Source organism: Fontimonas sp. SYSU GA230001 (genome assembly GCF_040066175.1).
Taxonomy (GTDB): Bacteria; Pseudomonadota; Gammaproteobacteria; order Nevskiales; family Nevskiaceae; genus Solimonas.
Genome location: NZ_JBEAAM010000017.1, coordinates 1 through 23,958 on the forward strand (window position 1 = coordinate 1; position 23,958 = coordinate 23,958).

Here is a 23,958-nt window from a genome sequence, read left to right on the forward strand (position 1 = left end):
TACTCCGCGTCCCCGAAGCTCAACTGCTTCATCACGAGTCTCTTGTCTCAGCGTCGGCGATCAGACCATCATCCACGCGACTTGTTCAGACGTTCCTTAGAACCATGCGCTTTCCGGAGTTGCCCCGTGACGGATTCTACGAGGACCATAGACAAGAGTAAGGCGTTCCGCATTGCCCTGTTGATGTCCTCCGCCCTAGCAGGCGCATGCTCCGAAGGCAGAGATAGTCAATCTATTGCATTGGCATGCGATAGCTTTGCGACTGAAAGTTTTTCCTACCGTGCCGTCGAAGTTCCAGCCGGCTGCTGTTCAATGGCTAATCCGGACGCTATTTTCGATGGTGATCTAGGCAGCTTGGCTGAAGTCACAGTCTCTGCGGGAGCCCACCACACGACAACGCTTGATGGGGCATCTTCGACTCCTGGTTCTACCTACGACGCAGGGTCGAAACCAGGCTTCTTGATTGCGCGCCCGGCAACCGTGACGACTGCCATGCTTACAGTGCAGACCACGTTGCGTGGAGAAGTTGTTGAAACCGTAAACGGGGATGCCTTAAACATTGCGTCGCCCGGCGATCAGGTGGAATACATTTTCCTGGATTCGCAGTTTCCGTTCGACGGAGTGCGTGTGACTGTGGACGTCGAAAATCAGAGCGACAACGTGCGCTATAAGGTGTTTGAATTATGTTCGCATGCTGAGATGGATTGAGTCCCATGCTCCGAAGGTGGTTGCGCGTGGCGTTTGTTGGACTGGTTGCACTCTCGCAAGCAGCATGCGTTCATTCCAACACCATCAGGATGGGGAGCTCTGAGCCATCTTCGTGGACGGAGCAGTTGGATGGATTGCACCCTGGTGCCCGAATTTCAATCTTGCTGAAGGACGGCCGACGACTCAAGGCCGAGTTTCGGGAGGCGACTGATTCGGATCTGGTAACGGCTCGTGCGTCCTATTCGCTTGGAAGTATTGAGAGCGTGACATACAAGGAGCATCGAACTGATGAGACAACGGCGACAGTGCTGACAGCGATTCTTGTTACGGTCGTCGTCTTGCCTATATTTTGGGCAAATGCGCTGAAGAACTCCCACGACCCCAAGGACAAATAGCTCGAGGGTTTAGAATTCACTGCCTCCTCGTCCGCGTCGATCATTTCCCGTGTTCAACCCCTGCATCGTCGTTCCGGTCTTCGATCACGAAGGCGCGATCGCGGCAACGGTCGCCTCTCTGGTACCGCATCGCTTGGCGACCTTCCTGGTCGACGACGGCAGCCATGCGGCCTGCGCACGCGAACTGGACCGGCTCGCAGCGGAGCATCGCGATTGGGTGCGCTTGGTGCGCCTGACGCCCAACCAGGGCAAGGGCGCCGCGGTGATGGCCGGCTTCGAAGCCGCGTCGGCGACGGGGTTCAGCCACGCCGTGCAGATCGACGCCGACGGCCAGCACGATGCCGCCGACATCCCGCGCCTGCTCGACGCGGCGCGCGCGCAGCCGCAGGCCCTGGTCACCGGCATCCCGCAGTACGACGCCAGCGTGCCGCGCTCGCGCCTGTACGGCCGCTACGTCACGCACGTCTGGGTGTGGATCAACACGCTGTCCTTCCGCATCCGCGATTCGATGCTCGGTTTCCGCGTCTATCCGCTGGACGCGGCGCTGCAGGTCTGGCGCACGCAGCCGGTCGGCCGTCGCATGGACTTCGACACCGAGATCATGGTGCGGATGTTCTGGGAAGGCATCGACGTGATCTCCCTGCCGACACGCGTGACCTACCCGGCCGACGGCGTGTCGCATTTCGACGTGCTGCGCGACAACCTGCGCATCTCGCGCATGCACGCGCGCCTGTTCTTCGGCATGCTGCGGCGGCTGCCGCGCCTGCTGGCGCGCAAGTTCGGACCCGGGCCGGCGCTGGAGCCGCGGCCGTGACCCGCCTGCCGCACGCGGAGGTGCCGCTGACCGTGCAGTTCCACGACTGCGATCCGCTCGGCGTGGTCTGGCACGGCCACTACGCGCGCTATTTCGAGCACGCGCGCAGTGCGCTGATGGACGGCATCGACTACGGCTACGAGCAGATGCGCGACTCGGGCTACGCCTGGCCGGTGATCGACCTGCATGTGCGCTACGTCAAGGCGATCCGTCTCGGCCAGAAACTGCGGGTGCGCGCGGCGCTGCAGGAGTGGGAGCACCGCCTGAAGATCGGTTACGAGCTGCGCGACGCCGACAGCGGCGAGAAGCTCGCCCGCGGCCATACGATCCAGGTCGCGGTGACGGTGCCGGAGTTCGAGATGCAGCTGGTCTCGCCCGCGATCCTCGCGCACAAGCTGGGACTCGCCCCGTGATACGCCGGCTCGTGCTGCTCGTCGCGCTGCTCGTCGCGCGCCCGGCGGCGGCCGACGTGTTCGAGCACCCGGCCGACGCGGCGCTGCTGGCACGCGTGCTCGCACCGGCGGCGGGCGTGCTCAAGGACGCGCAGAGCCTGCGCGGCCGCTATCGACAGACCAAGCAGCTCGCCGATCTGCCGCAGCCCCTGGTGGCCGAGGGGGACTTCCTGTTCGCGCGCGCGCTGGGCATCGCCTGGCGCACCGTCACGCCGTTCCCGGCGGAGCTGCTGATCACGCCCGATGCCCTGGTGCAGCGCAATGGCGGCGCGGAGCAGCGCATCGAAGCGGCCCACCAGCCGGCGGTGCGCGCGATCGCGCAGCTGTTCTTCGCCGTGTTCACGCTGGATTTCGACACGCTCACCGCCGTGTTCCGGCCCTATGCCGAGGCGCACGTGGATGGGCAGTGGACGCTGGGGCTGCGGCCGCTGCAGGCGCTCGGCGCGATCGAGGAGATCGAGATCCGCGGCGGCACGATGGTCGCCGACGTCGAGCTGCGCGAGCGCGGCGGCGACCGCACGCGCATCGAGCTGTTGGCGACCGAGGCGTCCGCCGTGGCGCTGTCCGACGCCGACCGCGCCCGCTTCGCGTCGCGGCCGTGACGGCGCCGACCGCCTCGCTGCGCCTGCGCTTCGCGGCCTGGCTCACGCTGGTCGCCGTGCTGGCCGCCGTGTTCGTGGTGCACGTGCGTCCGCATCTGCGCATCGAGTCCGACATCACCGCGATGCTGCCGCGCACCGCCCCGGACGCGGTCGTCGCCCAGGCGCTGGATCGTTTCGGGGTGGCGGCCGGACGCCGCAACGTGTTCCTGATCGAGGCGCCGGACTTCGCCGCGGCGCGCGCGGCCGGCGCGGCGTTCGCGCGCGCGCTCGCGCACGGCGACGCCTTCGAGTCGGTCGAGTTCGAGCGGCACACCGATCTCGTCGCGGCCGATGCCCTGTTCGGTCCGTACCGTTACGGCCTGCTGTCCGCGCGCGACCGCGCGCTGCTGCAGCAGGGACGCAGCGCAGAGCTGGAGCAGGACGCGCTGCGCGGCCTGTACACACCCGGCGGCCTGCTGCGCCTGCGGCCGTTCGCCGACGATCCGTTCAACTTCTACGGCGACTTTCTCGCCGGACTGGGGCGTCTCGATGGCCGCCTGACGCTGCGCGACGGCGTGCTCGCGGTCGAAGGCCCGGGCCAGCCCGCGGTCCTGGTCGCCGCGACCCTGCGCGACAGCCCGTTCGCGGTGGACGCCCAGCGCGCCGCCGCGGCCGCGCTGGATGCCGCCGCGCAGGCGATGCACGCCGCGGCGCCGGACGCGCAGATGACGCCGTCCGGCGTGCTCGGCCACGCCATCGCCAACACCGAGCGCGCGACGCGCGAGATCGGCCTGTTCGGCAGCCTGTCGCTGCTGGGCGTCGTCGCGGTGTTCCTGTACTGCTACCGCTCGCTGCGCCCGCTGCTGCTGGTGACGATCGTGCTGGGTCTGTCCGCACTGGCGCCGATCGTCGTCGTGCACACGCTGTTCGGGCAGATCCACCTGCTCGCGCTGGTGTTCGGGTCGAGCCTGATCGGCGTCGCCGTCGATTATGCGATCCACTTCTTCTCCGACCAGTTCCGCGATCCCCCGCACTGGAGCGGTGCGGCGGCCCTCGCGCATGTCCGTCCGGCGATCCTGATCGGCATGACCACCACCGCCCTCGGTTACCTCGCGTTCCTGCTGCCACCGTTTCCCGGCCTGCGGCAGATGGCGGTGTTCTCGGTGGCCGGCCTGCTGATGGCTGGCTGCACCGTGCTGCTGGCGTTTCCGCTCGTCGCCGGCCACGGTGGCCGGCCGATGCCGGTCCGGCTCGGCCGTGCGATGCACGCGCTGGCACGCCTGCGACGACCGGCCGACCGCGTCCTCCATCCGCTGCTCGCGCTCGCGATCGTGGCGACCGGCGTCGGACTGTGGCGGCTGGAGTTCGTCGATGACGTGCGTGCGCTGCAGTCATCGACGCCCGAACGGCTCGCACAGGAGACACACGTGCGCGAGCGGCTCGGCGGCGGCATGGACACGCGCTTCTTCCTGGTCGAGGGCGCCGACACCGAGACCTTGCTGCGCCGCGAGGAAGCGCTGCGCGACCGGCTCGATGCGCTGGTCGGCCGCGACGTGCTCGGGGGCTACCTGGCGCTGTCGCGCGTCGTCCCGTCCGCACAGCGCCAGGCACAGAACCGCGCGCTGCTCGCCGAGCGGGTCTATGCGGATGGCGCGGCACTGCCGCGGCTGCTGGCGCAGCTGGGCTTCGCCGACGCGGTCGTCGCGCGGCAGCGTGCGGCCTTCGCCGAAGCCGCCGGCCGCACGCTCACGCTGGAGGCGTGGCTCGCCAGTCCGGTGTCGGCAGCCCTGCGCAGCCTGTGGCTGGGCGACACCGGCCGCGGCGTCGCCAGCGCGGTGGCGCTCAACGGCATCGGCGACGTCGACGCGCTGCGCGCGGCCACGGACGGACTGGCCGGTGTGCGCCTGATCGACCGTGTCGCCGACATCTCGACGGTGCTGCGTCACTACCGGCACGTGGCGCTGCTCGGCCTGGGCGGCGCTCTGCTGGCGATCGCCGCGGTGCTGATGCTGCGCTATGCGCCGCGCCAGGCACTGCAGCAGCTGATCGCCCCGCTCGGCGGTTGCCTGTTGACGCTCGCGCTGCACGGCTGGTTCGGCGTTCCGGCCAACCTGTTCACCGTGCTCGCGCTGCTGCTGGTGCTCGGCCTGGGCGTGGACTACGGGGTGTTCCTGCGTGAAGGCGGCGCGCTGCGGCCGATCCCGATGCTGGCCATCTCGGTCGCGGCGCTGACGACGCTGCTCGCCTTCGGCATGCTGTCGGTCTCGGCCACGCCCTTCATCCGCAGCCTCGGGCTGGCGGTGCTGACCGGCGTGGCCTCGACCTGGCTGCTGGCGATCCTCGCCAGCGCGCCGCGCGCGGGGGCGGCGGCATGAAGCGGTGCGCACTCGCCGGCGCGGCCCGCGGCCGCCGGGCCGTGCTCGGGAGCCTGCTGCTCGCCGGCGCGCTGCTGTCCGCTTGCGCCGCGGCGCCGCCCGCGCCGGACGCCGCGCGCAGCGGCCTGCCGATCCTGCCGCCCTCCAGCCTCGGGGCCGCGCGCCGCGCCGAACAGGTGCTGTACGCGGCTTACGCCGAGCGCGAGGCGGCGCTGCACTGCATTCTCGACGTGAACGCCGAGCGCCTGCGCGTGATCGGCCTGACCGCGCTGGGCCAGCGCGTATTCACGCTCGAACAGGACGCGGCCGGCGTGCGCGTGGAGCGCGCACCGTTCGCCCCCGGCGAACTGCAGCCGCAGGACATCCTCGCCGACATCCAGCTCGCCTATTGGCCGCTGGCGACCCTGCAGGCGGCGCTGCCGCAGGGCGTGCGCCTGACCGAGCCGCGCGCCGGCCTGCGCCGCCTCTACCGCGGCCCGCGCCTGGTCGCCGAGGTGCACCAGGCCACCGACGATCCCTGGAACGGCCGGCTGTGGCTGGTGAATCTCGAACACGGCTACAGCCTCGACATCACCTCCCGCCCCCTGCCATGAAACCGCCTTTCCCAGCCCCCGCCACGCTGCTGCCGCATGGCCCCGGCATGATGCTGCTCGACGACATCCTGCAGCTCGACGAGGCAGGCGCGACCTGCCGGGTGCGCATCCACCCGCGCTCGCGCTTCTTCGAACCGGGCCGCGGCGTGCCCAACTGGGTCGGCATCGAGTACATGGCGCAGACCATCGGCGTGCACGCCGGCCACCTGCGCACGCAGCTCGGCCTGCCGGTCGAGATCGGCCTGCTGCTGGGGACACGCGCCTACGCGTGTGACCACGCCTGGTTCCGCGACGGCGAGCATGTCCATGTGCAGGTCGAGCTGCTGGTGCGCGACGGCGAAGGCGTCGGCGCCTACGACTGCCGGCTCGGCGACGGACGGGACGTCTGGTCACAGGCGCAGATCAAGGCCTACCAGCCGGAGCACATCCGCGACTTTCTCGATCGCATCTACGGGGGCAAGACATGACGCAGACCGTTCTGGTCACCGGCGCCAACCGCGGCATCGGCCAGGCCATCGCCGTCGGGCTGGCGCGTGCCGGCTACGACCTCGTGCTGCACTGCCGCAGCGACGCCGACGCGACGCGCCAGCAAGTCGAGGCGCTGGGCCGCGCCGCGCGCGTGATCCGCTTCGACGTCTCCGACCGCGAGCAGGCGCGCAGCGCGCTCACCGCCGACATCGAGGCCCATGGCGCGTACTACGGCGTGGTCTGCAACGCCGGCATCGCCCGCGACGGTGCCTTCCCGGCGCTGTCGGGCGCGGACTGGGACGGCGTGCTGCGCACCAACCTCGACGGCTTCTACAACGTGCTGCACCCGCTGGTGATGCCGATGATCCGCACGCGCAAACCCGGCCGCATCGTCACGCTCGCCTCGGTGTCGGGCCTGATGGGCAACCGCGGCCAGGTCAATTACTCGGCGGCCAAGGCCGGTATCATCGGCGCGACCAAGGCGCTGGCGGTGGAGCTGGCCAGCCGGCGCATCACCGTGAACTGCGTCGCGCCGGGTTTGATCAGGACGGATATGATCGACGAAGTCCCGCTCGACGAGGCATTGAAGCTGGTGCCGACGGGGCGGGTGGGCGAGCCGGACGAGGTCGCCGCGCTGGTCGCGTTCCTGATGTCGGAGGCCGCGGCCTACATCACGCGGCAGGTGATCTCGATCAACGGCGGCATGTATTGACTCTCGGGGTCGTGGTTTGGGGAAGGGGTGGGTGTCGGGATGGGTGCAGGAACGAAACGGGTCGTCATCACCGGCATGGCCGGCATCACGGCCATCGGGCAGGACTGGGACAGCGTCGAAACCAGTCTGCGCAACAACGTCAGCGGCATCGAGAAGATGCCGGAGTGGGACCGTTTCACCGAGGTCGGCACGCGCCTGGGCGGGCCGGTCAAGGATTTCAGGCTGCCGCCACACTACACGCGCAAGGTCACGCGCACGATGGGTCGCGTCTCGCTGCTCGCGGTGCGCGCGTCCGAACTGGCGCTGGAGAACGCCGGGCTCAAGGATGATCCCGAGATCAGGACCGGCGCGATGGGTGTGTCCTACGGTTCCTGCACCGGCAGCACCGACGCGGTGACCGAATTCGGCGGCCTGATGGTGTCGGGCAAGCTCGGCCGCTTCAACGCGACGACCTACCTGCGCATGATGTCGCACACCGCCGCGGTCAACATCGGTCTGTACTTCGGCCTCAAGGGCCGCGTGATCCCCACCTGCAGCGCCTGCACCTCCGGTAGCCAGGGCATCGGCTATGCCTACGAGGCGATCAAGTACGGCATGCAGACGATGATGCTCGCCGGCGGCGCCGAGGAACTGTGTCCGTCGGAGGCCGCGGTGTTCGACACGCTGTTCTCGGCCAGCCTGAAGAACGATGCGCCCAAGACCACGCCGGCACCGTTCGACCGCGACCGCGACGGCCTGGTGATCGGCGAGGGCGCGTGCACGCTGGTGCTCGAGGAGTACGAGCATGCGAAGGCGCGCGGCGCGAAGATCTACGCCGAGATCGTCGGTTACGGCACCAACGCCGACGGCGACCACGCGACGCACCCGAATCAGGAAACGATGGGCGGCGCGATGACGCTGGCGTTCCAGGACGCCGGCCTGTCGCCGCGCGACATCGGCTTCGTGTCCTGCCACGGCACCGCGACCGAGCAGGGTGACATCGCCGAATCCAACATGACGCGCCGCTATTTCGGCCGCGCCATCCCGGCGGCCTCGTGGAAAGGGCACCTCGGCCACACGCTCGGCGCCTGCGGCGCGATCGAGAGCTGGTGGGTCATCGAGATGATGAACCGCGGCTGGTTCGCGCCGACGCTGAACCTGAGGAATCTCGACCCGCGCTGCGGCGAACTCGATTACGTCGTCGGCAACGGTCGTGCGCTGCAGACCGAGCACGTCATCAACAACAACTTCGCCTTCGGCGGCATCAACACGTCGCTGATCTTCCGTCGCACGATGTAGAAAGGAGTCGTTCCATGCTGCGTTCGTTGAGGCCGTTTTTCGTTGCGCTGTTCCTGCTGCCGCTCGCCGCGCTGGCGCAGGACAACGTCTCCAGGGGCACCATCGGCGAGATGGGCTACGGCAAGTTCGTCCTCAAGGAAGGCGGCGGCCTCGAACGCCTCTACCTGGTCGGCAAGAAGGACACGAACTATGAACCGGACGACTGGCGCCCGGGCGAGGGCGACCAGGTGCAGGTCACGTTCTTCGAGAAGAAGGGCAAGCTGGTGGCGTCCAGCGTCAAGCTGGTCAAGCTCGGCCCCAACAGCGTGGACCCGAAGCAGATGGTCAGCCCGATGCGGGTCAAGGTCGTCGAGAGCGGCAAGAGCGGCGTCATCGCCACGCTCAAGGGCAGTTCGAAGAAGGCGCGCTTCGTCTATGCGCGCAAGCGCACGGAGTTCGATCCGGTCGGCTGGGTGCCCCAGGTCGGCGAGGAGGTCGAGGTCGAGTTCGAGGTCGAGCCGAGCACGTTCAAGTACGACATGTCCTACGTGCTGCTCAAGATCAAGCGCATCCGCTGAGCCTGCCGCGGAGGCGGTCCCCGGCGCGTGCGCAGCCTGGGGGAATACACCCATGCGGCCGCGCGCGCGCCGCGGGCATAGTGCCGCGGCCGTCACACGACCGGAATCACGATGACCGAGAAAACCTGGGCCGGGCATCCGCGTGGCCTCGCCACGCTGTTCATGACCGAGTTCTTCGAGCGCTTCACCTATTACGGAATGCGCGCGCTGCTGATCCTGTTCCTGACGGCGGCAGTGACGGCGGAGAACGCCGGCTTCGGCATCCCGCGCGAGTCGGCCGGCGCGATCTACGGCCTGTACACCGGCGCGGTCTATCTGTTCTCGCTGCCCGGCGGCTGGATCGCCGACCGACTGATCGGCCAGCGCAAGGCGGTGTTCTGGGGCGGTGTGCTGATCATGCTCGGCAATTTCACGCTGGCGATCCCGGCCAGTCCGCCCGTTTTCTACCTGGGTCTGGCGATCATCGTCGTCGGTGTCGGCCTGCTCAAGCCGAACATCTCGGCGATCGTCGGTGAACTGTACAAGGGCCAGCCGGGCGCGCGCCGCGACGCCGGGTTCTCGATCTTCTACATGGGCATCAACCTCGGTGCGTTCATTGCGCCGCTGATCGCCGGCACCATCGGCGAGGCCTGGTCGTGGCGCGGCGGCTTCTTCTGCGCCGGCCTGTTCATGGGCATCGGCCTGCTCCAGTACAAGCTCACCGAGAACTATCTGGGCGATGCCGGCCTGCATCCGCACGCCGCGGACGAGGCCGAGCGCGCGAAGGGCTGGAAGCTGCTCGCCGGTGCATCTGCCGCGGTGATCGCGCTGGTGCTGCTGCTGTTCACCGGCGTGATTCCGGTCGGTGTGACCCAGCTCGCGCAGCTGGTCGGCAGCGGCATGGTCGCACTCGCCTTCGTGTTCTTCGGTTACGTGCTGTTCTTCGCCGACATCACGCGCGAGGAGCGCGGCCGCGTCGCGGTGATCGCGATCTTCTTCCTGTGCGCGGCGCTGTTCTGGGCCGGCTTCGAGCAGGCGGCGACCACCTTCAACCTGTTCGCGCTCGACTACACCGACCGCTCGCTGCTGGGCGGCTGGTTCCCGGACGGCGTGCATCCGGCGTCCTGGTATCAGTCGATCAACCCGCTGGTGATCATCCTGCTGTCGCCATTCTTCGCCTGGCTGTGGGTGACGCTGGGCCGGCGCAACCTCGATCCGTCGGCGCCGGCCAAGTTCGGTCTGGGGCTGGTGCAGCTCGGCCTGGGCTTCGTCGTCATCATGGGGGCCGCGGAGCTGATCCTGTCGAGCGGCGGCAAGGTCGCGCCGACCTGGCTGCTGCTGACCTATCTGCTGCACACCACTGGCGAGCTGTGCCTGTCGCCGGTGGGGCTGTCCAACGTCACCAAGCTGTCGCCGCCGCGCTACGTCGGCCAGATGATGGGCACCTGGTTCCTCGGCGCCGCCGTCGGCAATCTCGCCGCCGGACTGATCGGTGGCCACGTCGGCTCCGGCAGCGTCGAGGACATGCCGGGCCAGTTCCTGCAGATGGCGCTGATCGGCGGCGGTGCAGGTATCGCGATGCTGCTGTTCAGCGGCATGATCAAGAAGCTGATGGGTTCCGCGGCGCAGTGACGCGCCACGACACGAAGAGGACATGGACATGCGCAAGACCCTGACCGGCGCCGCCGCTGCGGCGCTGCTGCTGAGTGCCTGCGGCAAGAAGGAGGCGCCGGCCGTGCCCGTCGCCACGCCGGCGCCGCCGACCGCCGCCGAGGCCGACGCCTTCATCGCCGGCGTCAACGACGACTACCGCAGGCTGCTGCCGTACCTGAACGCGGCGCAATGGGCGCAGGCGACCTACATCACCGATGACACGCAGATGATCGCGTCGCGCGCCAACGAGGAGTGGCTGGAGTACCTGAGCCGCAAGGTGCAGGAGTCCAAGCGCTTCAATGGCGTCGAGGCGGCGCCCGACACCGAGCGCGGCATGCTGCTGCTCAAGCTGTCGACCGCCAATCCCGCGCCCAGCGATCCGGCCAAGCGCGCCGAGCTGGCGAAGATCCTGTCGAAGATGGAGGCCAACTACGGTTCCGGCAAGTGGTGCAAGACCGAGGGCCAGTGTCTGAGCCTGCCGGAGATCGAGAAGATCATCAACGATCCGGGCGCGAGCCCCGAGGCGCGCGCGCAGGCCTGGGCCGGCTGGCACGCGACGTCCAGGCCGATCCGCGCCGACTACCAGCGCTTCGTCGAACTCGGCAACGAGGGCGCCCGCGAGCTCGGCTTCGCCAATCTCGGCGAGATGTGGCGCGCCGGCTACGACATGTCGCCGGTCGAGTTCGACGCCGAGGTCGAGCGCCTGTGGACGCAGGTCAAGCCACTCTACGATGCGCTGCATTGCCATGTGCGCGCCAAGCTCAACGCCCAGTTCGGCGACGCGGTCGTGTCCAAGGACGGCCTGATCCCGGCGCATCTGCTCGGCAATATGTGGGCGCAGCAGTGGAGCAACATCTACCCGTTGGTCGAACCGTACAAGGGCGTGGGTTCGCTCGACGTCACTGCCGCGCTCAAGGAACGCCGCGACGCCGAGTACAAGAAGCGCGTCGCCGAGTTCAAGGGCAAGCCGACCGCGCTCGATCTGGCGGAGATCGAGCACCAGGCGGACGCGGCGATGGCGGTCAACATGACCCGGATCGCCGAGGACTTCTATACCTCACTGGGCTTCCCCAGGCTGCCGGACTCGTTCTGGGACAAGTCGATGCTGGTCAAGCCGCGCGACCGCGAGGTGGTCTGCCACGCCAGCGCCTGGGACATGAACATGCAGGGCGACGTGCGCATCAAGCAGTGCATCGAGCCGGACGAGGACCAGCTGACGACGATCCACCACGAGCTGGGCCACATCTTCTACGACCTGATGTACAACCCGCTGCCGCCGCTGTTCCAGAACGCTGCACACGACGGCTTCCACGAGGCGATCGGCGACACCATCACGCTGTCGCTGACGCCGGCGCATCTGCACAAGATCGGCCTGGTGCCGGCGCAGAAGCCCGACCCGAAGGCGGTGATCAACGCGCAGATGAAGTGGGCACTCGACAAGATCGTGTTCCTGCCCTGGGGCAAGCTGGTCGATCAGTGGCGCTGGAAGGTGTTCTCCGGCGAGATCAAGCCGCAGGACTACAACGCCGGCTGGTGGCAGCTGCGCGAGCAGTACCAGGGCGTGAGCCCGCCGCTGGCGCGCACCGAGGATGACTTCGATCCGGGCGCGAAATACCACATCCCCGGCAACACGCCGTACACGCGCTACTTCCTCGCCTTCATCCTGCAGTTCCAGTTCCAGAAGGCGCTGTGTGATGCGGCCGGCTTCGAAGGGCCGCTGCACGAGTGCGACATCTACGGCAACGCCGAGGCCGGCAAGCGCTTCATGGACATGCTCGCGCAGGGCGCCAGCCGGCCGTGGCAGGAGACCCTGGAGAAGCTCACCGGTACGCGCGAGATGGACGGCAGCGCGCTGATCGAGTACTTCGCGCCGCTGATGGATTATCTGGCCGAGCAGAACAAGGGCCTGTCCTGCGGCTGGGCGGGCGAAAAGGCCTGATCCTGCGCCGTGCGCCGAGACGGGCGGTGACAATGGCACCGCCCGTCTCGGCGGCGTTCGGCGCATGAGAATGCGGTGCGTTTGCCGCGCCGCAGCGTATCCCATTCGTCAGGCGCCTGTGGCCTAATATCTCCCCCGGGTATCCACGATGGGCGGGTGAGGGCATCGTGGCGGCACCCACCGGATCGGACGGATGAACAGCCCCGCGGCACAGACCCTTGGCGACGACCCCGGCGTACTGCCCCGTGCCGTGCTCGAACGCGTGCGCCAGGCGCTGGTGATCGACGATGACGACTTCGTCTGCAAGGTGGTCGCCGGCCAGCTGCGCAGCCTGGGCATCGAAAGGGTATCCACGTCGTCGGGCGGCCCCGACACGGTGCGTCTGCTCAACGAGGGCGGGCCCTTCGATCTGATCGTGTCCGACCTGTGCATGCCCAAGTTCGACGGCATCCAGCTGATGCGGCTGGTGGCGGCGCGCCAGAGCAGCGCGGCGGTGCTGTACATCAGCTCGTCGGGGCACAAGCTGCTCGCGGCGGCGCGCGATCTCGCCGCCGAGCGCGGGCTGCGCGTGCTGCCGGTGCAGCAGAAGCCGGTCGAGCGTGAGCGTCTGCGCGATGCCTTGCTCGAACTCGGCCGCGAGGCCCGCGCTCCGGCCGCGCGCCGCAACGGCGTCGCGGCCGAACCGAGCGTGGCCGAGCTGCGGCAGGCGATCGCCGACTACGAGATCCAGGTGTTCGTGCAGCCGCAGATCGACGCGCGCAGCGGCGAGCTGCACGGCGTCGAGGCGCTGGCGCGCTGGATCAGCGTGCAGCACGGCCCGGTGTCCCCGGAGTACTTCGTCGCCCTCGCCGAGCAGCACGATCTGATCGACGAACTGACCGAGGTCGTGCTGAAGAAGTCGCTGTTCGCCTGCGCGAAATGGGCCGGCGCCGGTCTGGATACGCACATCTCGGTCAACGCCCCGGTGGCGTCGATGTCGAACCTCGTGCTGCCCGACACCATCGTCGCGCAGCTGGAGCGGCTTGACCTGCGGCCGGACCAGCTGTCCATGGAAATCACCGAAACCGGTTTCCTGCGCGATCCGCAGAAGGCGCTGGACGTGCTCACGCGCCTGCGCCTGCGCGGCATCGGCCTGGCGATCGACGACTTCGGCTGCGGCCATTCGACCTTCCAGCAGCTGCGGCGCATGCCATTCAACGAACTCAAGGTCGATCGCTCCTTCGTCCTCGGCATGTTCACCGAGCGCGACGCGCGCAGCATCCTGCGCTCCAGCCTGGAACTGGCGCGCGAGCTGGAGCTGTACGCGGTCGCCGAGGGCGTCGAGACCAGCGCCCACGCGGCGGCGCTGGCGCAGATGGGCTGCGAGATCCTGCAGGGCTACTTCCTGTCGCGCCCGTTCCCGGCCGACCAGCTGCCGGCCTGGTGGCGGCAGAACGGCGCGCGCCTGCGCGCACTGGCACTGCGCGGCTGGGCCGAGGAGAACGGCTGACGCGCGCAGCGCGTCGATCGTCGCCGTTCGCGCTATTTCTGCTTCCAGGCGCCGGTCGCGTCCTGATACCACCAGCCCGGCTGCGCCTTGGCGATCCAGCGTGCCGCGAACACCTCGCGGATCTGCGCCTCCCATTGCGGCTGGCCGTTGGCGCTGGCGATCTCGCGGTACAGCGCGGCGCGGTCGCTGTTCTCGTTGGCGACGAGCGTGCGCACCGCGTTGCGGCTGGCCAGCGGCACGGCGGCCGGATCGCGCACGGTCACGTAGCCGTCCGCCGTCAGGCCGACCGTGCCGGCGTCCATCAGCGGCTTGAGTTCGCCGAAACGGCGTTCCATCAGCGTCTTCAGGCGCAGGATCTCGGGCGAGGAGATGTCGAGGTTCGGCTCGGCGGCCTGCGCAGCCGGGACCAGCGCATCGAGCGTGCGCAGGGCGACGGCCTGCAGTGCACTGCCGAGCGAAGAACTCGGTTCCGGGGTCGCCGGCGCCGCCCCGGGTGGCGCCGGTTCGGCGCGCCCCCAGACGTCGTCGATGATGCGGTCGGCGGCCTTCTCGGCGGCGGCGGCCGGGAAATAGACGTTGATGGTCACGCAGGCGCCCAGCGCGGCGAAAACGGCGGCGAGCAGGCCGGTTCGGAACAGGGTCATCGCGCACTCCGCTTCACGGAATCGGAGGGCCAGTATAGAGCCTGCCGACGTACCTTCCGTGAACGGATCAACGCAGTTCGCTGCTGACCTGTGCCGGACCGCTGCGGCCGATGCTGCGCAACTGCGCGAGGAACACCGGCCAGCTGACCTGCTTCGAGTAGCCGACGACGTCGATGCGCGGCAGGCTGCGGCCCTGCACGAGCACGTAGCCGTCTCCCTGCCGCGCCGGGCCGATGCCACTCATGCGGCAGATGCCGTTGTCGAGCACGCAGCGCCAGCCGATGCGCGCATAGGCGAAGTCGTCGAACAGGCTGAAGAAGCCGCGCGACAGCAGGCCGGTGGGACCGCCGCCGATCGACGAGATGTTGTCGATCGCGCGCTGCGAGATGCGCCGCGGGCGGTCGTCGCGCGCCGACGAGTACAGCCGCGCATCCATCGCCACCGGTTCCCAGCCGATCAGGCGCAGGCCGTCGAAGTCGCCGTCGAGCCGGCCGGTGATGCGGCCGAAGTCGAAGGCGCCGGTCAGCAGCGCGAGGTCGAGCCGGCGCAGACGCACGTCGGCCTTCACGCGCGGCAGTACGCCGAAGGGCTCGATCACGCTGAGGTTGCGCACCTCGATGCGGCCGTCGAAGGCGGCGGCTTCGAGCACGCCGTCGATGTCGAGGCGGCGCTCGCGCAGCTTCAGGCCGGGCAGGCTGCCGGCGAGCGTGCCGGTGAACTCGGGCCAGCCGAGGCTGCGGCACAGCGCGCGCAGGTCGATCGGGCGCAGCCGCATGTCCACGTCGGCGCTCATCTGGTCGTCGCCGATGCGGTCCAGCGCGAAGCGGCTCACCTCCAGAGCGCCGTCGAGCACCGGCAGCTGTGCCGGCGCGATCAGCGCAAAGCCGCTGCCGGCCGCGATGAACGCCAGTCGCGTCGCGCCGATCGGGATGCGTCCGACACTGCCGCCGGCCCATTCCAGCTGCGACGGCCGGCCGGGCGTCTGATACTGCCAGTGCAGCGTGCCGCGCAGATTCTGCAGCGCGACCGCCGGACCCGGCGCGGCGACGCTGGCCGCAGCGAGTTCGAGGTCCGCGGTCAGCGGGGCACGATCGATGAGCGCCGCGCGCAGCGTCACCGACCCCGCCAGCTCCAGATCGTGCAGCGGCGTCGTTGCCAGCAGCGGCCGCAGATACAGACCGGCGGCGGCGGCCGTGTCCGGCAGCGCCAGCTCGAGTTCGACATGGTGCCGGGCCAGCGGCCGTTCCGCGTCGAATTCGGCCCGTGCCGTCAGCGTGCCGACGCCGGTCTGTTCGATGTCCAGGCGCTCCAGCCGGACGGCACCGCGTGCGGGCAGGACGACACGGCCGTCGATCCGCAGCGGGTGCGTGCCGAAATCGGCGAAGGCCGGCTCCACATACGCCTGCCCGCCGCCGGTCTGCATGCGCCAGTCGAGCATGCGCAGGCCACCGGCGGCGCTCGCGCTGCCCTGCAGCGCGACGCGCAGCCCCTCGGTGGCGATGCGCCCGTCGGCGCCGTTGTAATCGAGCGCGAGGTCGGCGTGGTGCAGATCGGCGCGCCAGTGTCCGGCGTCGCGCATCTGCACATCGAGCAGCGCGTCGAGCGTGCCGAGGTCGGCCACCGCGGCGCGCAGCGCGAGGCGGTCGCAGGCGAGCGCCGCCGCGCTGGGCAGGCGCGGACACTGCAGTCGCACATGCAGGGGCGCGGGGATCGCAGCGCGCGGTGTCCGCACCGTCGCCTCGACGATGGCGGCTCCGCCGGGTCGCCAGTCGACGCGCACGCCGGTCGCACTCCAGCCCGGCGCGTCGATCCGCTGCGCGCTCAGCTCGATGCGCTCGACCGCCGCAGCGCCGTTGCCTAGGCACAGCAGAAGGATCGCCACGCAGGTTCGCATGGCGACATGATGGCAGCTAGACTCGGCACTCAGCATGAATCCGCGTACGGTCCTTGCCGAAAGCCCGCTGTTCCAGCGCCTGACGTCGGCCGCGCTCGATGCGCTCGCCGCACAGGCGGAGATCGTCGAGATCCCCAGCGGCAAGACCTTGTTCGAGCGCGGCACCGCGCCCGACAGCATCTACATCGTCGCCACCGGGCGTCTGTGCGCGGTGCTGCCCGACGGCGCCATCGCCGGCACCATCGGCCGCCTGGAACCGATCGGCGAGATCGGCGCGCTGTCCGGCGAACCGCGCGTCGCCGCGGTGCATGCGGTGCGCGACAGCCTGCTGATCCGCATTCCGGCGAAGCACCTGTACGAGGTCGTCACGCGCCACCCGGATGCGCTCGCCGAGATGACGCGCGTGATCATCCAGCGCCTGCGCCAGAATCAGCGCACGCAGCGGCTGGAGCACCAGCGCCGGCTGCGCTGCCTGGCCATCGTCCCGGCGACGCCGGACGCCGACGCGCCGATGGTCGCGCGCCGGCTCGTGGAGGCGCTCGCGGCGGTGCGCGCGCCGATGCTGATCGACGCGCAGACCGTGGACCAGGCCCTCGGACCCGGCACGTCGCAGGCGCGCCTGGACAGCGGCGAGGCCAATCGCCGCCTCGTCGAGTTCCTCAACCGCGCGGAGATCGAGCGCGAATCCCTGATGTATCTGGCCGGCCCGCATGCCGACCCGTGGGCGCGGCGCTGCATGCGTCAGGCCGACCGCATCCTGTTCGTCGTCGATGCCGCGGCGCCGGCGACCGTGACGCCGATGGTCGATGAACTGCGCCGCTGCGGTGCGCGGGCACCGGTCGAGGTGATCGTGATCCGTCCCGAGGGGCAGTCCGGCGGTCCGGTGCTGCACTGGCGCGATCACGTCGGCGCCCAGGCGCACTACTTCGTGCGCCGCGACCACGCCGGCGATTTCGCCAGTCTCGCGCGCCAGCTGACCGGCCGTGGCCTCGGCCTGGTGCTCGGCGGCGGCGGGGCGCGCGGCTTCGCGCACATCGGACTGATCCGTGCGCTGCACGAACTCGACATTCCGGTCGATATCGCCGGCGGCACCAGCATGGGCGCATTCTTCTCGGCGCTGGTCGCCTGCGGCTACGACCACAACGAGATCCTGCACATCGCCCGCGAGACCTTCGTCAAGACCAACCAGCTCAACGACTACCTGTTCCCGAGCGTCGCGCTGATCCGCGGCCGCAAGTTCGTGCGCCGCCTGCACGAGATCTTCGACGACCGCCAGATCGAGGATCTGCGCAAACCCTTCTTCTGCATCTCCACGAACCTGACCCGAGGCCGCGCGGTGATGCACGACCGCGGCCCGGTGTATCTGTGGGTGGCGACGAGCATGGCGGTGCCCGGCGTGGCCCCGCCGGTGGTCTGGCACGGCGAGCTGCTGTGCGACGGCGCCGTCGTCAACAGCCTGCCGACCGACGTCATGCAGAGTCTGGAACGCGGGCCGATCATCGCCTCCGACGTCAGCACCGAGGGCGGCATCGCCGCTCCCGGCATCGAGGGCCCCGACCCCGAGGGGCTGTTCAATCTGAAGGGGGATGTCGAGAAGCCGCGCCTGTTCTCGATCATCTTCCGCACCGCGACGCTGACCAGCGAAAGCGGCACGGCGCAGCGCGCGGCGCGCGCCGACGTCTATCTGCGCATGCCGGTGACCGGTGTCGGCCTGTTCGACTGGAAGAAGCTCGACGAAGTCGTTGAGCGCGGCTACCGCCACGCCCTGGAACAGCTGCAGCCGGTGCGCGACAAGCTGCGCCTGTGAGCAACCCCGCGGCCTGCGCCACGGGGCTGATCAACCGATCCGCTGCGGCCTACTCGGTCAGGACGCGGAACTCGACGCGGCGGTTGAGGCCGCGGCCCTCCTCGGTGTCGTTGTCGGCGATCGGGTTGCGCTTGCCGTGACCGACCGCTTCCAGGCGGTTGCCGGGAATGCCGCGGTCGATGAGGTAGTTGCGCACCGAGGCGGCACGCGCCAGCGACAGCTGCTGGTTGTAGGCGTCCGAGCCCTGCGCATCGGTGTTGCCGATGATCTCCAGGCGCAGATCGGGCTGGCTGCGCAGGCCGATGGCGACCCGGTCGAGCACCACGCGCGCGTCACGCGTGAGCTTGGCCGACGCAAATTCGAAATGCACCGACTTGAGCACGGTCACGGTCTGCGCCTCGGACACGCAGCCGGTGATGTCCACCTTGAAGCCGGGTGGCGTATCCGGGCAGGCGTCTTCCGCATTGGGTATGCCGTCGCCGTCCTGGTCGAGCGGGCAGCCGGCGGCATCGACGGCCACGCCGGCCGCTGTGCCGGGGCACTGGTCCTGGGTATCGAGCACACCGTCGCCGTCGCTGTCGCCGATCGCCGTGACCGCCTGCAGCGGGCAGCCGCGCGCATCCACCGGCGTGCCGAACGGCGTGCCCGGGCAGTCGTCCTGGGTATCGACGACGCCGTCGTGGTCGTCGTCGATCTCGCCGAAGCGGCGCAGCGGTTTCTCCTGTGCGGCGCCGAACGAATAGAGCAGGCCCAGATTCAGCCGTGCGTCGTAGAGCACGTCCGCGCCGGCGTAGGTGTCGTTGTTGAAGATCGCGTAATAACGCGCTTCGGCGCGCAGCTGCAGGCTGTTGCCGCCGGCCTGGGCGCCGATGCCGGCGTCCAGATAGGGGGACAGTTCCTCGTCGGTGCCGTAGTCCTCCCAGAAGCTGCCGAGACCGCCGAGCACGAACCAGCCCAGGCGCGGACTGCCGCGCAGGTAGCGCAGGTCCAGGCCGACGCCGTAGCCGGCATCGCGGCCGCTGCCATCGCTGAGATCCGTGCGCTGGCCGAATACATTCAGCTCCAGGCTCAGGCGCCGGCTCATCGGGCTGCCGTAGAGGATGTGGAAGCCGGCGCCGTCGTCGGTGCCGCGGGCGCTGTCCGGCAGCACGTAGCTGCCCATCAGGCCGACGTAGTTCGGCGGCGCGTCGGCGGAGGCGCTCGCGCTCGTGGCCAGAATCAGCGCCACCGCTGCGCAGGTGATTCGCATCATCTCGGGGGTCCCCCAGTTCGTTCGCTCTGTTGCGTCCCGCGCTGCGTCCGCGGGGCGTGGGTGCGCCTATCTTAAGCGACTTGCCCCGTCAGTCGGCCAGCACGCGGAACTCGACGCGGCGGTTCTGGGCGCGGCCCTCCTCAGTGTCGTTGTCGGCGATCGGGTAGCGCTCGCCGTGGCCGGCCGTGTCCATCCGGCGCGGCGAGATGCCACGGCTGATCAGATAGTTGCGCACCGAGGCGGCGCGCGCGATCGACAGCTGCATGTTGTAGGCATCGCTGCCCAGCGCGTCGGTGTTGCCGATGATCTCCACGCGCAGGTCGGGCTGGTTGCGCAGGCCCTCGGCGACGCGGTCGAGCACCTCGCGCGCTGCGTCCTTGAGCACCGCCGAGTCGAACGCGAAGTGCACCGACTTGAGCACGATGACGGTCTGCTCGCCGGAGATGCAGCCGCTGGCGTCCACGCGGAAGCCCGGTGGCGTGTGCGGGCAGGCGTCCTGGGCGTTGGGCACGCCGTCGCCGTCCTCGTCGAGCGGGCAGCCGGCCGCATCGACCGCGCTGCCGGCGGGCGTGCCGGGGCACTGGTCGAGGTCGTCGGGCACGCCGTCGCCATCGCTGTCGCCGGGGGCGGCGGCCTGCAGCGGGCAGCCCTTCGCATCGACCGACAGTCCGAACGGCGTGCCGGGGCAGGCGTCGATGTCGTCGGTGACGCCGTCCTGGTCGGCATCGCCGATCGGCGGGGCGATGCCCAGGCTGTACTGCACGCCGAAATTGATGCGTGCGTCATAGACGACGTCGTCGTCGGGATAGAAGTCGCGGTTGAGGATCGCGTAGTAGCGCGCCTCGGCGCGCGCCTTGAGCCGGCCCTCGCCGACCAGGATGCCGAGGCCGACGTTGGCGAACGGCGAAAACTTCTGGTCGGTGTAGATGTCTTCCCAGGTGCTGCCGAGGCCGCCGAGCGCGAACACGCCGAACATCGGCGTGCCGCGCAGATAGCGCAGGCCCAGGCCGAGCCCGTAGCCGACATCGTGGCCGCCGCCGCCTTCCAGTTCCATGCGCTGGCCGAAGGCGTCCAGTTCCATGCTCAGGCGCTTGCCGACCGGCCGGCCATAGACCAGCTGCCAGCCATAGCCGTTGTCGTAACCGCGCGCATCGTCGGGGATGATGTAGCTGCCCATCGCGCTGACGTAGTCGTCACGCTCGTCGCCGGCCGCGGCCGTGGCGGACAGGGTGGCGAGCAGCAGGGCCAGTGCAGCGCGGGAGGCTCGGTTCATCGGTTACCCCAGGTGGATCGCGTCTTCCGACTGCGGTCTCGCCGCCGGTCGGCCTGCCCTATATTACGCAACTTCCTCATTGCCGCAGCCTCGTAACGGCCCGACATGCTCCGCCGATCGCTCGTTCTCGCCCTGGTTCTGTCGATGACGATGACCACCGTGCCGGCGCGCGCGCAGCGCCTCTCCTATCCGCAGGCACCGCGCGGCCCGGTCGTGGACGACTATTTCGGCACGAAGGTGGCCGATCCCTACCGCGGGCTCGAAGACGTCGATGCCCCGGCCACGCGCGCCTGGGTCGAGGCGCAGAACGCCCTGAGCCTGCCGCTGCTCGCCGGCCTGCCCGAGCGCGAGGCGATCCGCCAGCGCCTGACCCAGCTGTGGAACTACGAACGCTACGGCCTGGTGCACAAGGTCGCCGGCCGCTACTTCTACGCGAAGAACGACGGCTTGCAGAACCAGTCCGTGCTCTACGTGCAGGACGGCCGGGATGGCGCGCCGCGCGCCCTGCTCGACCCCAATCTGCTCGCCGCCGACGGCACGGTCGCGCTGACCGACTACGAAGTCTCGCCGGACGGCCGCTGGCTGGCCTACGCGACCGCGGCTGCCGGTTCGGACTGGAACGAGATCCGCGTGCGCGGCGTCGCCGACGCCAAGGACCAGGACGAGGTCCTGCGCCGCATCAAGTTTTCGAGCATCGCGTGGACCCGGGATGCGAAGGGCTTTTTCTATTCCCGTTACCCCGATCCGCCGCAGGGCGGCAGCGGCGGCACCTTCGACGATCTCGCCCAGCAGAAGCTCTACTACCACCGCGTCGGCACGCCGCAGTCGGAGGACCTGCTGGTCTATGCGGTGCCGGAGGAGCCAAAGTGGGGTTACGTGCCCAAGGTCACCGAGGATGGCCGCTATCTGGTCATCACGATCTGGCGCGGTTCGGCCAATGAGTACCGCGTGCACGTCCGCGATCTGGGCGATCCGCTGCAGCCGCGCCTGGATGGGCCGGTGCTCAAGCTGGTGGACGCCTTCGAGGCCGAGTACGCGCTGATCGGCAACGTCGGCCCGCGCCTGTACTTCCGCACCAGCCTCGGCGTCGAGCGCGGCCGCATCGTCGCGGTCGATCTGGACCAGCCCGCGCGCGAACACTGGGTCACCGTCGTGCCGGAACAGGCCGACACGCTGCAGCACGCGCTGTTCGCCGGCGACGGCATCGTCGCGCTGTACATGCGCGATGCGACGTCACGGCTGCGCCGCTACGCACTGGACGGCAAGCCGGCCGGCGAGATCGCGCTGCCGGGCCTGGGCAGCGTGCCGGACCTGTCGCTGGGCGGCGTGCAGATCAGCGGCCACCCGGGCGACGACGAGCTGTTCTATTCCTACACCTCGTTCAGCCAGCCGGCGACCAACTACGTCCACGACCTCGCGCGCAACGAAGGCCGCGTGCTGCAACCGCTCAGGCTCGCCTTCGAGCCGTCCGACTATGTCACCGAGCAGGTGTTCTATCCGTCGGTGGACGGCACGAGGATCCCGATGTTCATCACCTACAAGAAGGGCCTGAAGCGCGACAACGACAACCCGACGCATCTGTACGGCTACGGCGGCTTCGAGATCTCGCTGACCCCGAGTTTCTCGGTGCCCAACCTGGTGTGGATGGAGCGCGGTGGTGTGTTCGCGCAGGCCAATCTGCGCGGCGGCGGCGAATACGGCCGCGCCTGGCACGAGGCGGGGACGAAGGAACGCAAGCAGAACGTGTTCGACGACTTCGCCGCGGCGGCGAAGTACCTGATCAGCAACGGCTGGACGCGCTCGCGCCACCTGGCGATCAGCGGCCGTTCCAACGGCGGCCTGCTGGTCGGCGCGACGCTCAACCAGCATCCGGGGCTGTTCGCCGCCGCGCTGCCGGCGGTCGGCGTGATGGACATGCTGCGCTATCACCGCTTCACGATCGGCTGGGCCTGGGCCGGCGACTACGGCACCGCGGAGACGAAGGAAGGTTTCGACTACCTGCGCCGCTACTCGCCGCTGCACAACGTCCGCAAGGGCACGAAGTATCCGGCGGTGCTGGTGACGACGGCCGATCACGATGACCGCGTCGTCCCGGGCCACTCGTACAAGTACACCGCGGCGCTGCAGGCCGCGCAGGCCGGCGACAAGCCGATCCTGATCCGCATCGACGTCAAGGCCGGCCACGGTGCCGGCAAGCCGGTCGGCAAGCTGATCGAGGAGGAAGCCGACAAGCTCGCGTTCATGGATCACTACACGCGCTGATCGGCGCGCGCGCCGATTGGCGCCAGCGCCAGCGTTGAACGACCGTTCAGCCATGCGACATACGCGGGCGTATGGGTAGAGTGGGGTCTCTCCATACGCCCGCGCATGTCGCTGCATGAAGTCCGTCGCCGCCGCAACCGAGGCTCGCCAGAACCTGACCGTCGAGGATTGGGCGCGGGCCGCCCTCGACGCGATGGCCAGCGGCGGACTGGAGGCGGTGGCGGTCGAGCCGCTGGCGCGCCGGCTCGGCGTCACCAAGGGCAGTTTCTACTGGCATTTCGCCAACCGCGAGGCGCTGCTGCGCGCGGCGCTGGCGCTGTGGGAGCGGCGTGAGACCGAGGACGTGCTCGCCCGCGTCGGCGACGAGCCGGACCCGTACCGGCGCATCGTCAAGGTGTTCCAGGAAGCCAACGCCGGCTATCGCTCGGGACGCCTGTACCTGGCGATCGCCGCCGCCGAGGATCACCCGCTGGTCAGCGAGTTCGTGCGTCGCGTGTCGGAGCGGCGCATGGCCTATCTGGTCGAGTGCTACGAGGCGCTCGGCTTCGAGCCGGCGCGCGCACAGCACTGGGCGCGCTTCGCCTACGCGACCTTCATGGGCAACCTGCAGATCCGCCGCGACACGCCGGAGCTGATGCCCACCGGCGCGGCGTTCAACGAATACCTGAAGCTGATGATCAAGACGCTCATTCCGCGCGGTGAGGGATCGAGCTTTGCGAGTGCCAGTGGCACGCGCATCGATCCCGAACGCCCGGCCATGGATGGCCGGGCCGCGCCGGCGGATGGAGATGATGTCGCGCCAGGGACGGCGTAGATCCCCTGGCCGAATGTGA

20 protein-coding genes are annotated in these 23,958 nt (G+C 69.3%); 16 read left to right on the plus strand and 4 right to left on the minus strand.

Features of this window, described 5'->3' with window-relative positions; translation table 11 throughout:
• The first annotated feature begins 126 nt into the window (after positions 1–126).
• The 13 genes from AAG565_RS10090 (at position 127) to AAG565_RS10150 (ending at position 13,993) form a co-directional block, all read left to right on the plus strand.
• A complete protein-coding gene (locus AAG565_RS10090) occupies positions 127–708 on the plus strand; it encodes a hypothetical protein (RefSeq protein ID WP_348819463.1) in 582 nt (193 codons plus the stop codon).
• A gap of 444 nt (positions 709–1,152) precedes the next feature.
• Positions 1,153–1,917: a glycosyltransferase family 2 protein gene (locus tag AAG565_RS10095; protein WP_348819464.1), complete on the plus strand. Its 765-nt coding sequence runs from the start codon at positions 1,153–1,155 to the stop codon at positions 1,915–1,917.
• The gene (locus tag AAG565_RS10100) at positions 1,914–2,330 is read left to right on the plus strand and encodes an acyl-CoA thioesterase (RefSeq protein ID WP_348819465.1); all 417 of its coding nucleotides are present in this window, start codon (positions 1,914–1,916) and stop codon (positions 2,328–2,330) included. Before AAG565_RS10095 ends, AAG565_RS10100 begins: the two co-directional genes overlap by 4 nt.
• Entirely contained in the window at positions 2,327–2,971 is a 645-nt protein-coding gene (locus tag AAG565_RS10105) for an outer membrane lipoprotein carrier protein LolA (protein WP_348819466.1), read from the plus strand. The genes AAG565_RS10100 and AAG565_RS10105 overlap by 4 nt, the downstream gene beginning before the upstream one ends.
• Complete coding sequence (locus AAG565_RS10110; protein ID WP_348819467.1) at positions 2,968–5,325, plus strand: MMPL family transporter; 2,358 nt, start codon at positions 2,968–2,970, stop codon at positions 5,323–5,325. Before AAG565_RS10105 ends, AAG565_RS10110 begins: the two co-directional genes overlap by 4 nt.
• Complete coding sequence (locus tag AAG565_RS10115; protein ID WP_348819468.1) at positions 5,322–5,918, plus strand: DUF3261 domain-containing protein; 597 nt, start codon at positions 5,322–5,324, stop codon at positions 5,916–5,918. Before AAG565_RS10110 ends, AAG565_RS10115 begins: the two co-directional genes overlap by 4 nt.
• Positions 5,915–6,385, plus strand: coding sequence for a 3-hydroxylacyl-ACP dehydratase (locus tag AAG565_RS10120; protein ID WP_348819469.1), 471 nt, complete (start codon positions 5,915–5,917; stop codon positions 6,383–6,385). Before AAG565_RS10115 ends, AAG565_RS10120 begins: the two co-directional genes overlap by 4 nt.
• Positions 6,382–7,098 carry a 3-ketoacyl-ACP reductase FabG2 gene (locus AAG565_RS10125; protein ID WP_348819470.1) on the plus strand — a complete coding sequence of 239 codons (717 nt, stop codon included), beginning with the start codon at positions 6,382–6,384 and terminating at the stop codon, positions 7,096–7,098. Before AAG565_RS10120 ends, AAG565_RS10125 begins: the two co-directional genes overlap by 4 nt.
• Before the next feature lie 39 nt (positions 7,099–7,137).
• Positions 7,138–8,376 carry a beta-ketoacyl-ACP synthase gene (locus AAG565_RS10130; protein ID WP_348819471.1) on the plus strand — a complete coding sequence of 413 codons (1,239 nt, stop codon included), beginning with the start codon at positions 7,138–7,140 and terminating at the stop codon, positions 8,374–8,376.
• Between the two features lie 14 nt (positions 8,377–8,390).
• Complete coding sequence (locus AAG565_RS10135) at positions 8,391–8,933, plus strand: hypothetical protein (protein WP_348819472.1); 543 nt, start codon at positions 8,391–8,393, stop codon at positions 8,931–8,933.
• A 111-nt stretch (positions 8,934–9,044) separates the two neighbouring features.
• Entirely contained in the window at positions 9,045–10,544 is a 1,500-nt protein-coding gene (locus AAG565_RS10140; protein WP_348819473.1) for a peptide MFS transporter, read from the plus strand.
• A 28-nt stretch (positions 10,545–10,572) separates the two neighbouring features.
• Positions 10,573–12,504: a M2 family metallopeptidase gene (locus AAG565_RS10145; RefSeq protein ID WP_348819474.1), complete on the plus strand. Its 1,932-nt coding sequence runs from the start codon at positions 10,573–10,575 to the stop codon at positions 12,502–12,504.
• 193 nt (positions 12,505–12,697) lie between these two features.
• A complete protein-coding gene (locus tag AAG565_RS10150) occupies positions 12,698–13,993 on the plus strand; it encodes an EAL domain-containing protein (protein WP_348819475.1) in 1,296 nt (431 codons plus the stop codon).
• Between the two features lie 32 nt (positions 13,994–14,025).
• On the opposite strand, the gene AAG565_RS10155 is transcribed toward AAG565_RS10150, so the two are convergent.
• Together AAG565_RS10155 and AAG565_RS10160 are read right to left on the minus strand one after the other, a co-directional pair.
• Positions 14,026–14,637, minus strand: coding sequence for a YdbL family protein (locus AAG565_RS10155; RefSeq protein WP_348819476.1), 612 nt, complete (start codon positions 14,635–14,637; stop codon positions 14,026–14,028).
• Positions 14,638–14,704: 67 nt separating this feature from the next.
• Positions 14,705–16,519: a hypothetical protein gene (locus tag AAG565_RS10160; protein WP_348819477.1), complete on the minus strand. Its 1,815-nt coding sequence runs from the start codon at positions 16,517–16,519 to the stop codon at positions 14,705–14,707.
• Positions 16,520–16,565: 46 nt separating this feature from the next.
• Here AAG565_RS10160 and AAG565_RS10165 point away from each other — a divergent pair, with 46 nt between their 5' ends.
• The gene (locus AAG565_RS10165) at positions 16,566–18,338 is read left to right on the plus strand and encodes a patatin-like phospholipase family protein (protein WP_348819478.1); all 1,773 of its coding nucleotides are present in this window, start codon (positions 16,566–16,568) and stop codon (positions 18,336–18,338) included.
• Between the two features lie 49 nt (positions 18,339–18,387).
• Here the strand turns inward: AAG565_RS10165 and AAG565_RS10170 are convergent, their stop codons facing one another.
• Positions 18,388–19,590 carry an OmpA family protein gene (locus tag AAG565_RS10170; protein ID WP_348819479.1) on the minus strand — a complete coding sequence of 401 codons (1,203 nt, stop codon included), beginning with the start codon at positions 19,588–19,590 and terminating at the stop codon, positions 18,388–18,390.
• Positions 19,591–19,678: 88 nt separating this feature from the next.
• Positions 19,679–20,863, minus strand: coding sequence for an OmpA family protein (locus tag AAG565_RS10175; RefSeq protein ID WP_348819480.1), 1,185 nt, complete (start codon positions 20,861–20,863; stop codon positions 19,679–19,681).
• Positions 20,864–20,968: 105 nt separating this feature from the next.
• Between AAG565_RS10175 and AAG565_RS10180 the strand changes: the two genes are divergently transcribed.
• Together AAG565_RS10180 and AAG565_RS10185 are read left to right on the plus strand one after the other, a co-directional pair.
• Complete coding sequence (locus AAG565_RS10180) at positions 20,969–23,125, plus strand: prolyl oligopeptidase family serine peptidase (RefSeq protein WP_348819481.1); 2,157 nt, start codon at positions 20,969–20,971, stop codon at positions 23,123–23,125.
• A gap of 115 nt (positions 23,126–23,240) precedes the next feature.
• Entirely contained in the window at positions 23,241–23,939 is a 699-nt protein-coding gene (locus tag AAG565_RS10185; RefSeq protein WP_348819482.1) for a TetR/AcrR family transcriptional regulator, read from the plus strand.
• Positions 23,940–23,958: the final 19 nt, after the last annotated feature.

Coding starts and splice junctions, on each gene's coding strand:
- AAG565_RS10140 (WP_348819473.1), top strand. CDS start 9,045: ATGACCGAGAAAACCTGGGCCGGGCATCCGCGTGGCCTCGCCACGCTG.
- AAG565_RS10185 (WP_348819482.1), top strand. CDS start 23,241: ATGAAGTCCGTCGCCGCCGCAACCGAGGCTCGCCAGAACCTGACCGTC.
- AAG565_RS10125 (WP_348819470.1), top strand. CDS start 6,382: ATGACGCAGACCGTTCTGGTCACCGGCGCCAACCGCGGCATCGGCCAG.
- AAG565_RS10130 (WP_348819471.1), top strand. CDS start 7,138: ATGGGTGCAGGAACGAAACGGGTCGTCATCACCGGCATGGCCGGCATC.
- AAG565_RS10120 (WP_348819469.1), top strand. CDS start 5,915: ATGAAACCGCCTTTCCCAGCCCCCGCCACGCTGCTGCCGCATGGCCCC.
- AAG565_RS10175 (WP_348819480.1), bottom strand. CDS start 20,863: ATGAACCGAGCCTCCCGCGCTGCACTGGCCCTGCTGCTCGCCACCCTG.
- AAG565_RS10155 (WP_348819476.1), bottom strand. CDS start 14,637: ATGACCCTGTTCCGAACCGGCCTGCTCGCCGCCGTTTTCGCCGCGCTG.
- AAG565_RS10145 (WP_348819474.1), top strand. CDS start 10,573: ATGCGCAAGACCCTGACCGGCGCCGCCGCTGCGGCGCTGCTGCTGAGT.
- AAG565_RS10180 (WP_348819481.1), top strand. CDS start 20,969: ATGCTCCGCCGATCGCTCGTTCTCGCCCTGGTTCTGTCGATGACGATG.
- AAG565_RS10150 (WP_348819475.1), top strand. CDS start 12,698: ATGAACAGCCCCGCGGCACAGACCCTTGGCGACGACCCCGGCGTACTG.
- AAG565_RS10135 (WP_348819472.1), top strand. CDS start 8,391: ATGCTGCGTTCGTTGAGGCCGTTTTTCGTTGCGCTGTTCCTGCTGCCG.
- AAG565_RS10170 (WP_348819479.1), bottom strand. CDS start 19,590: ATGATGCGAATCACCTGCGCAGCGGTGGCGCTGATTCTGGCCACGAGC.
- AAG565_RS10165 (WP_348819478.1), top strand. CDS start 16,566: ATGAATCCGCGTACGGTCCTTGCCGAAAGCCCGCTGTTCCAGCGCCTG.
- AAG565_RS10115 (WP_348819468.1), top strand. CDS start 5,322: ATGAAGCGGTGCGCACTCGCCGGCGCGGCCCGCGGCCGCCGGGCCGTG.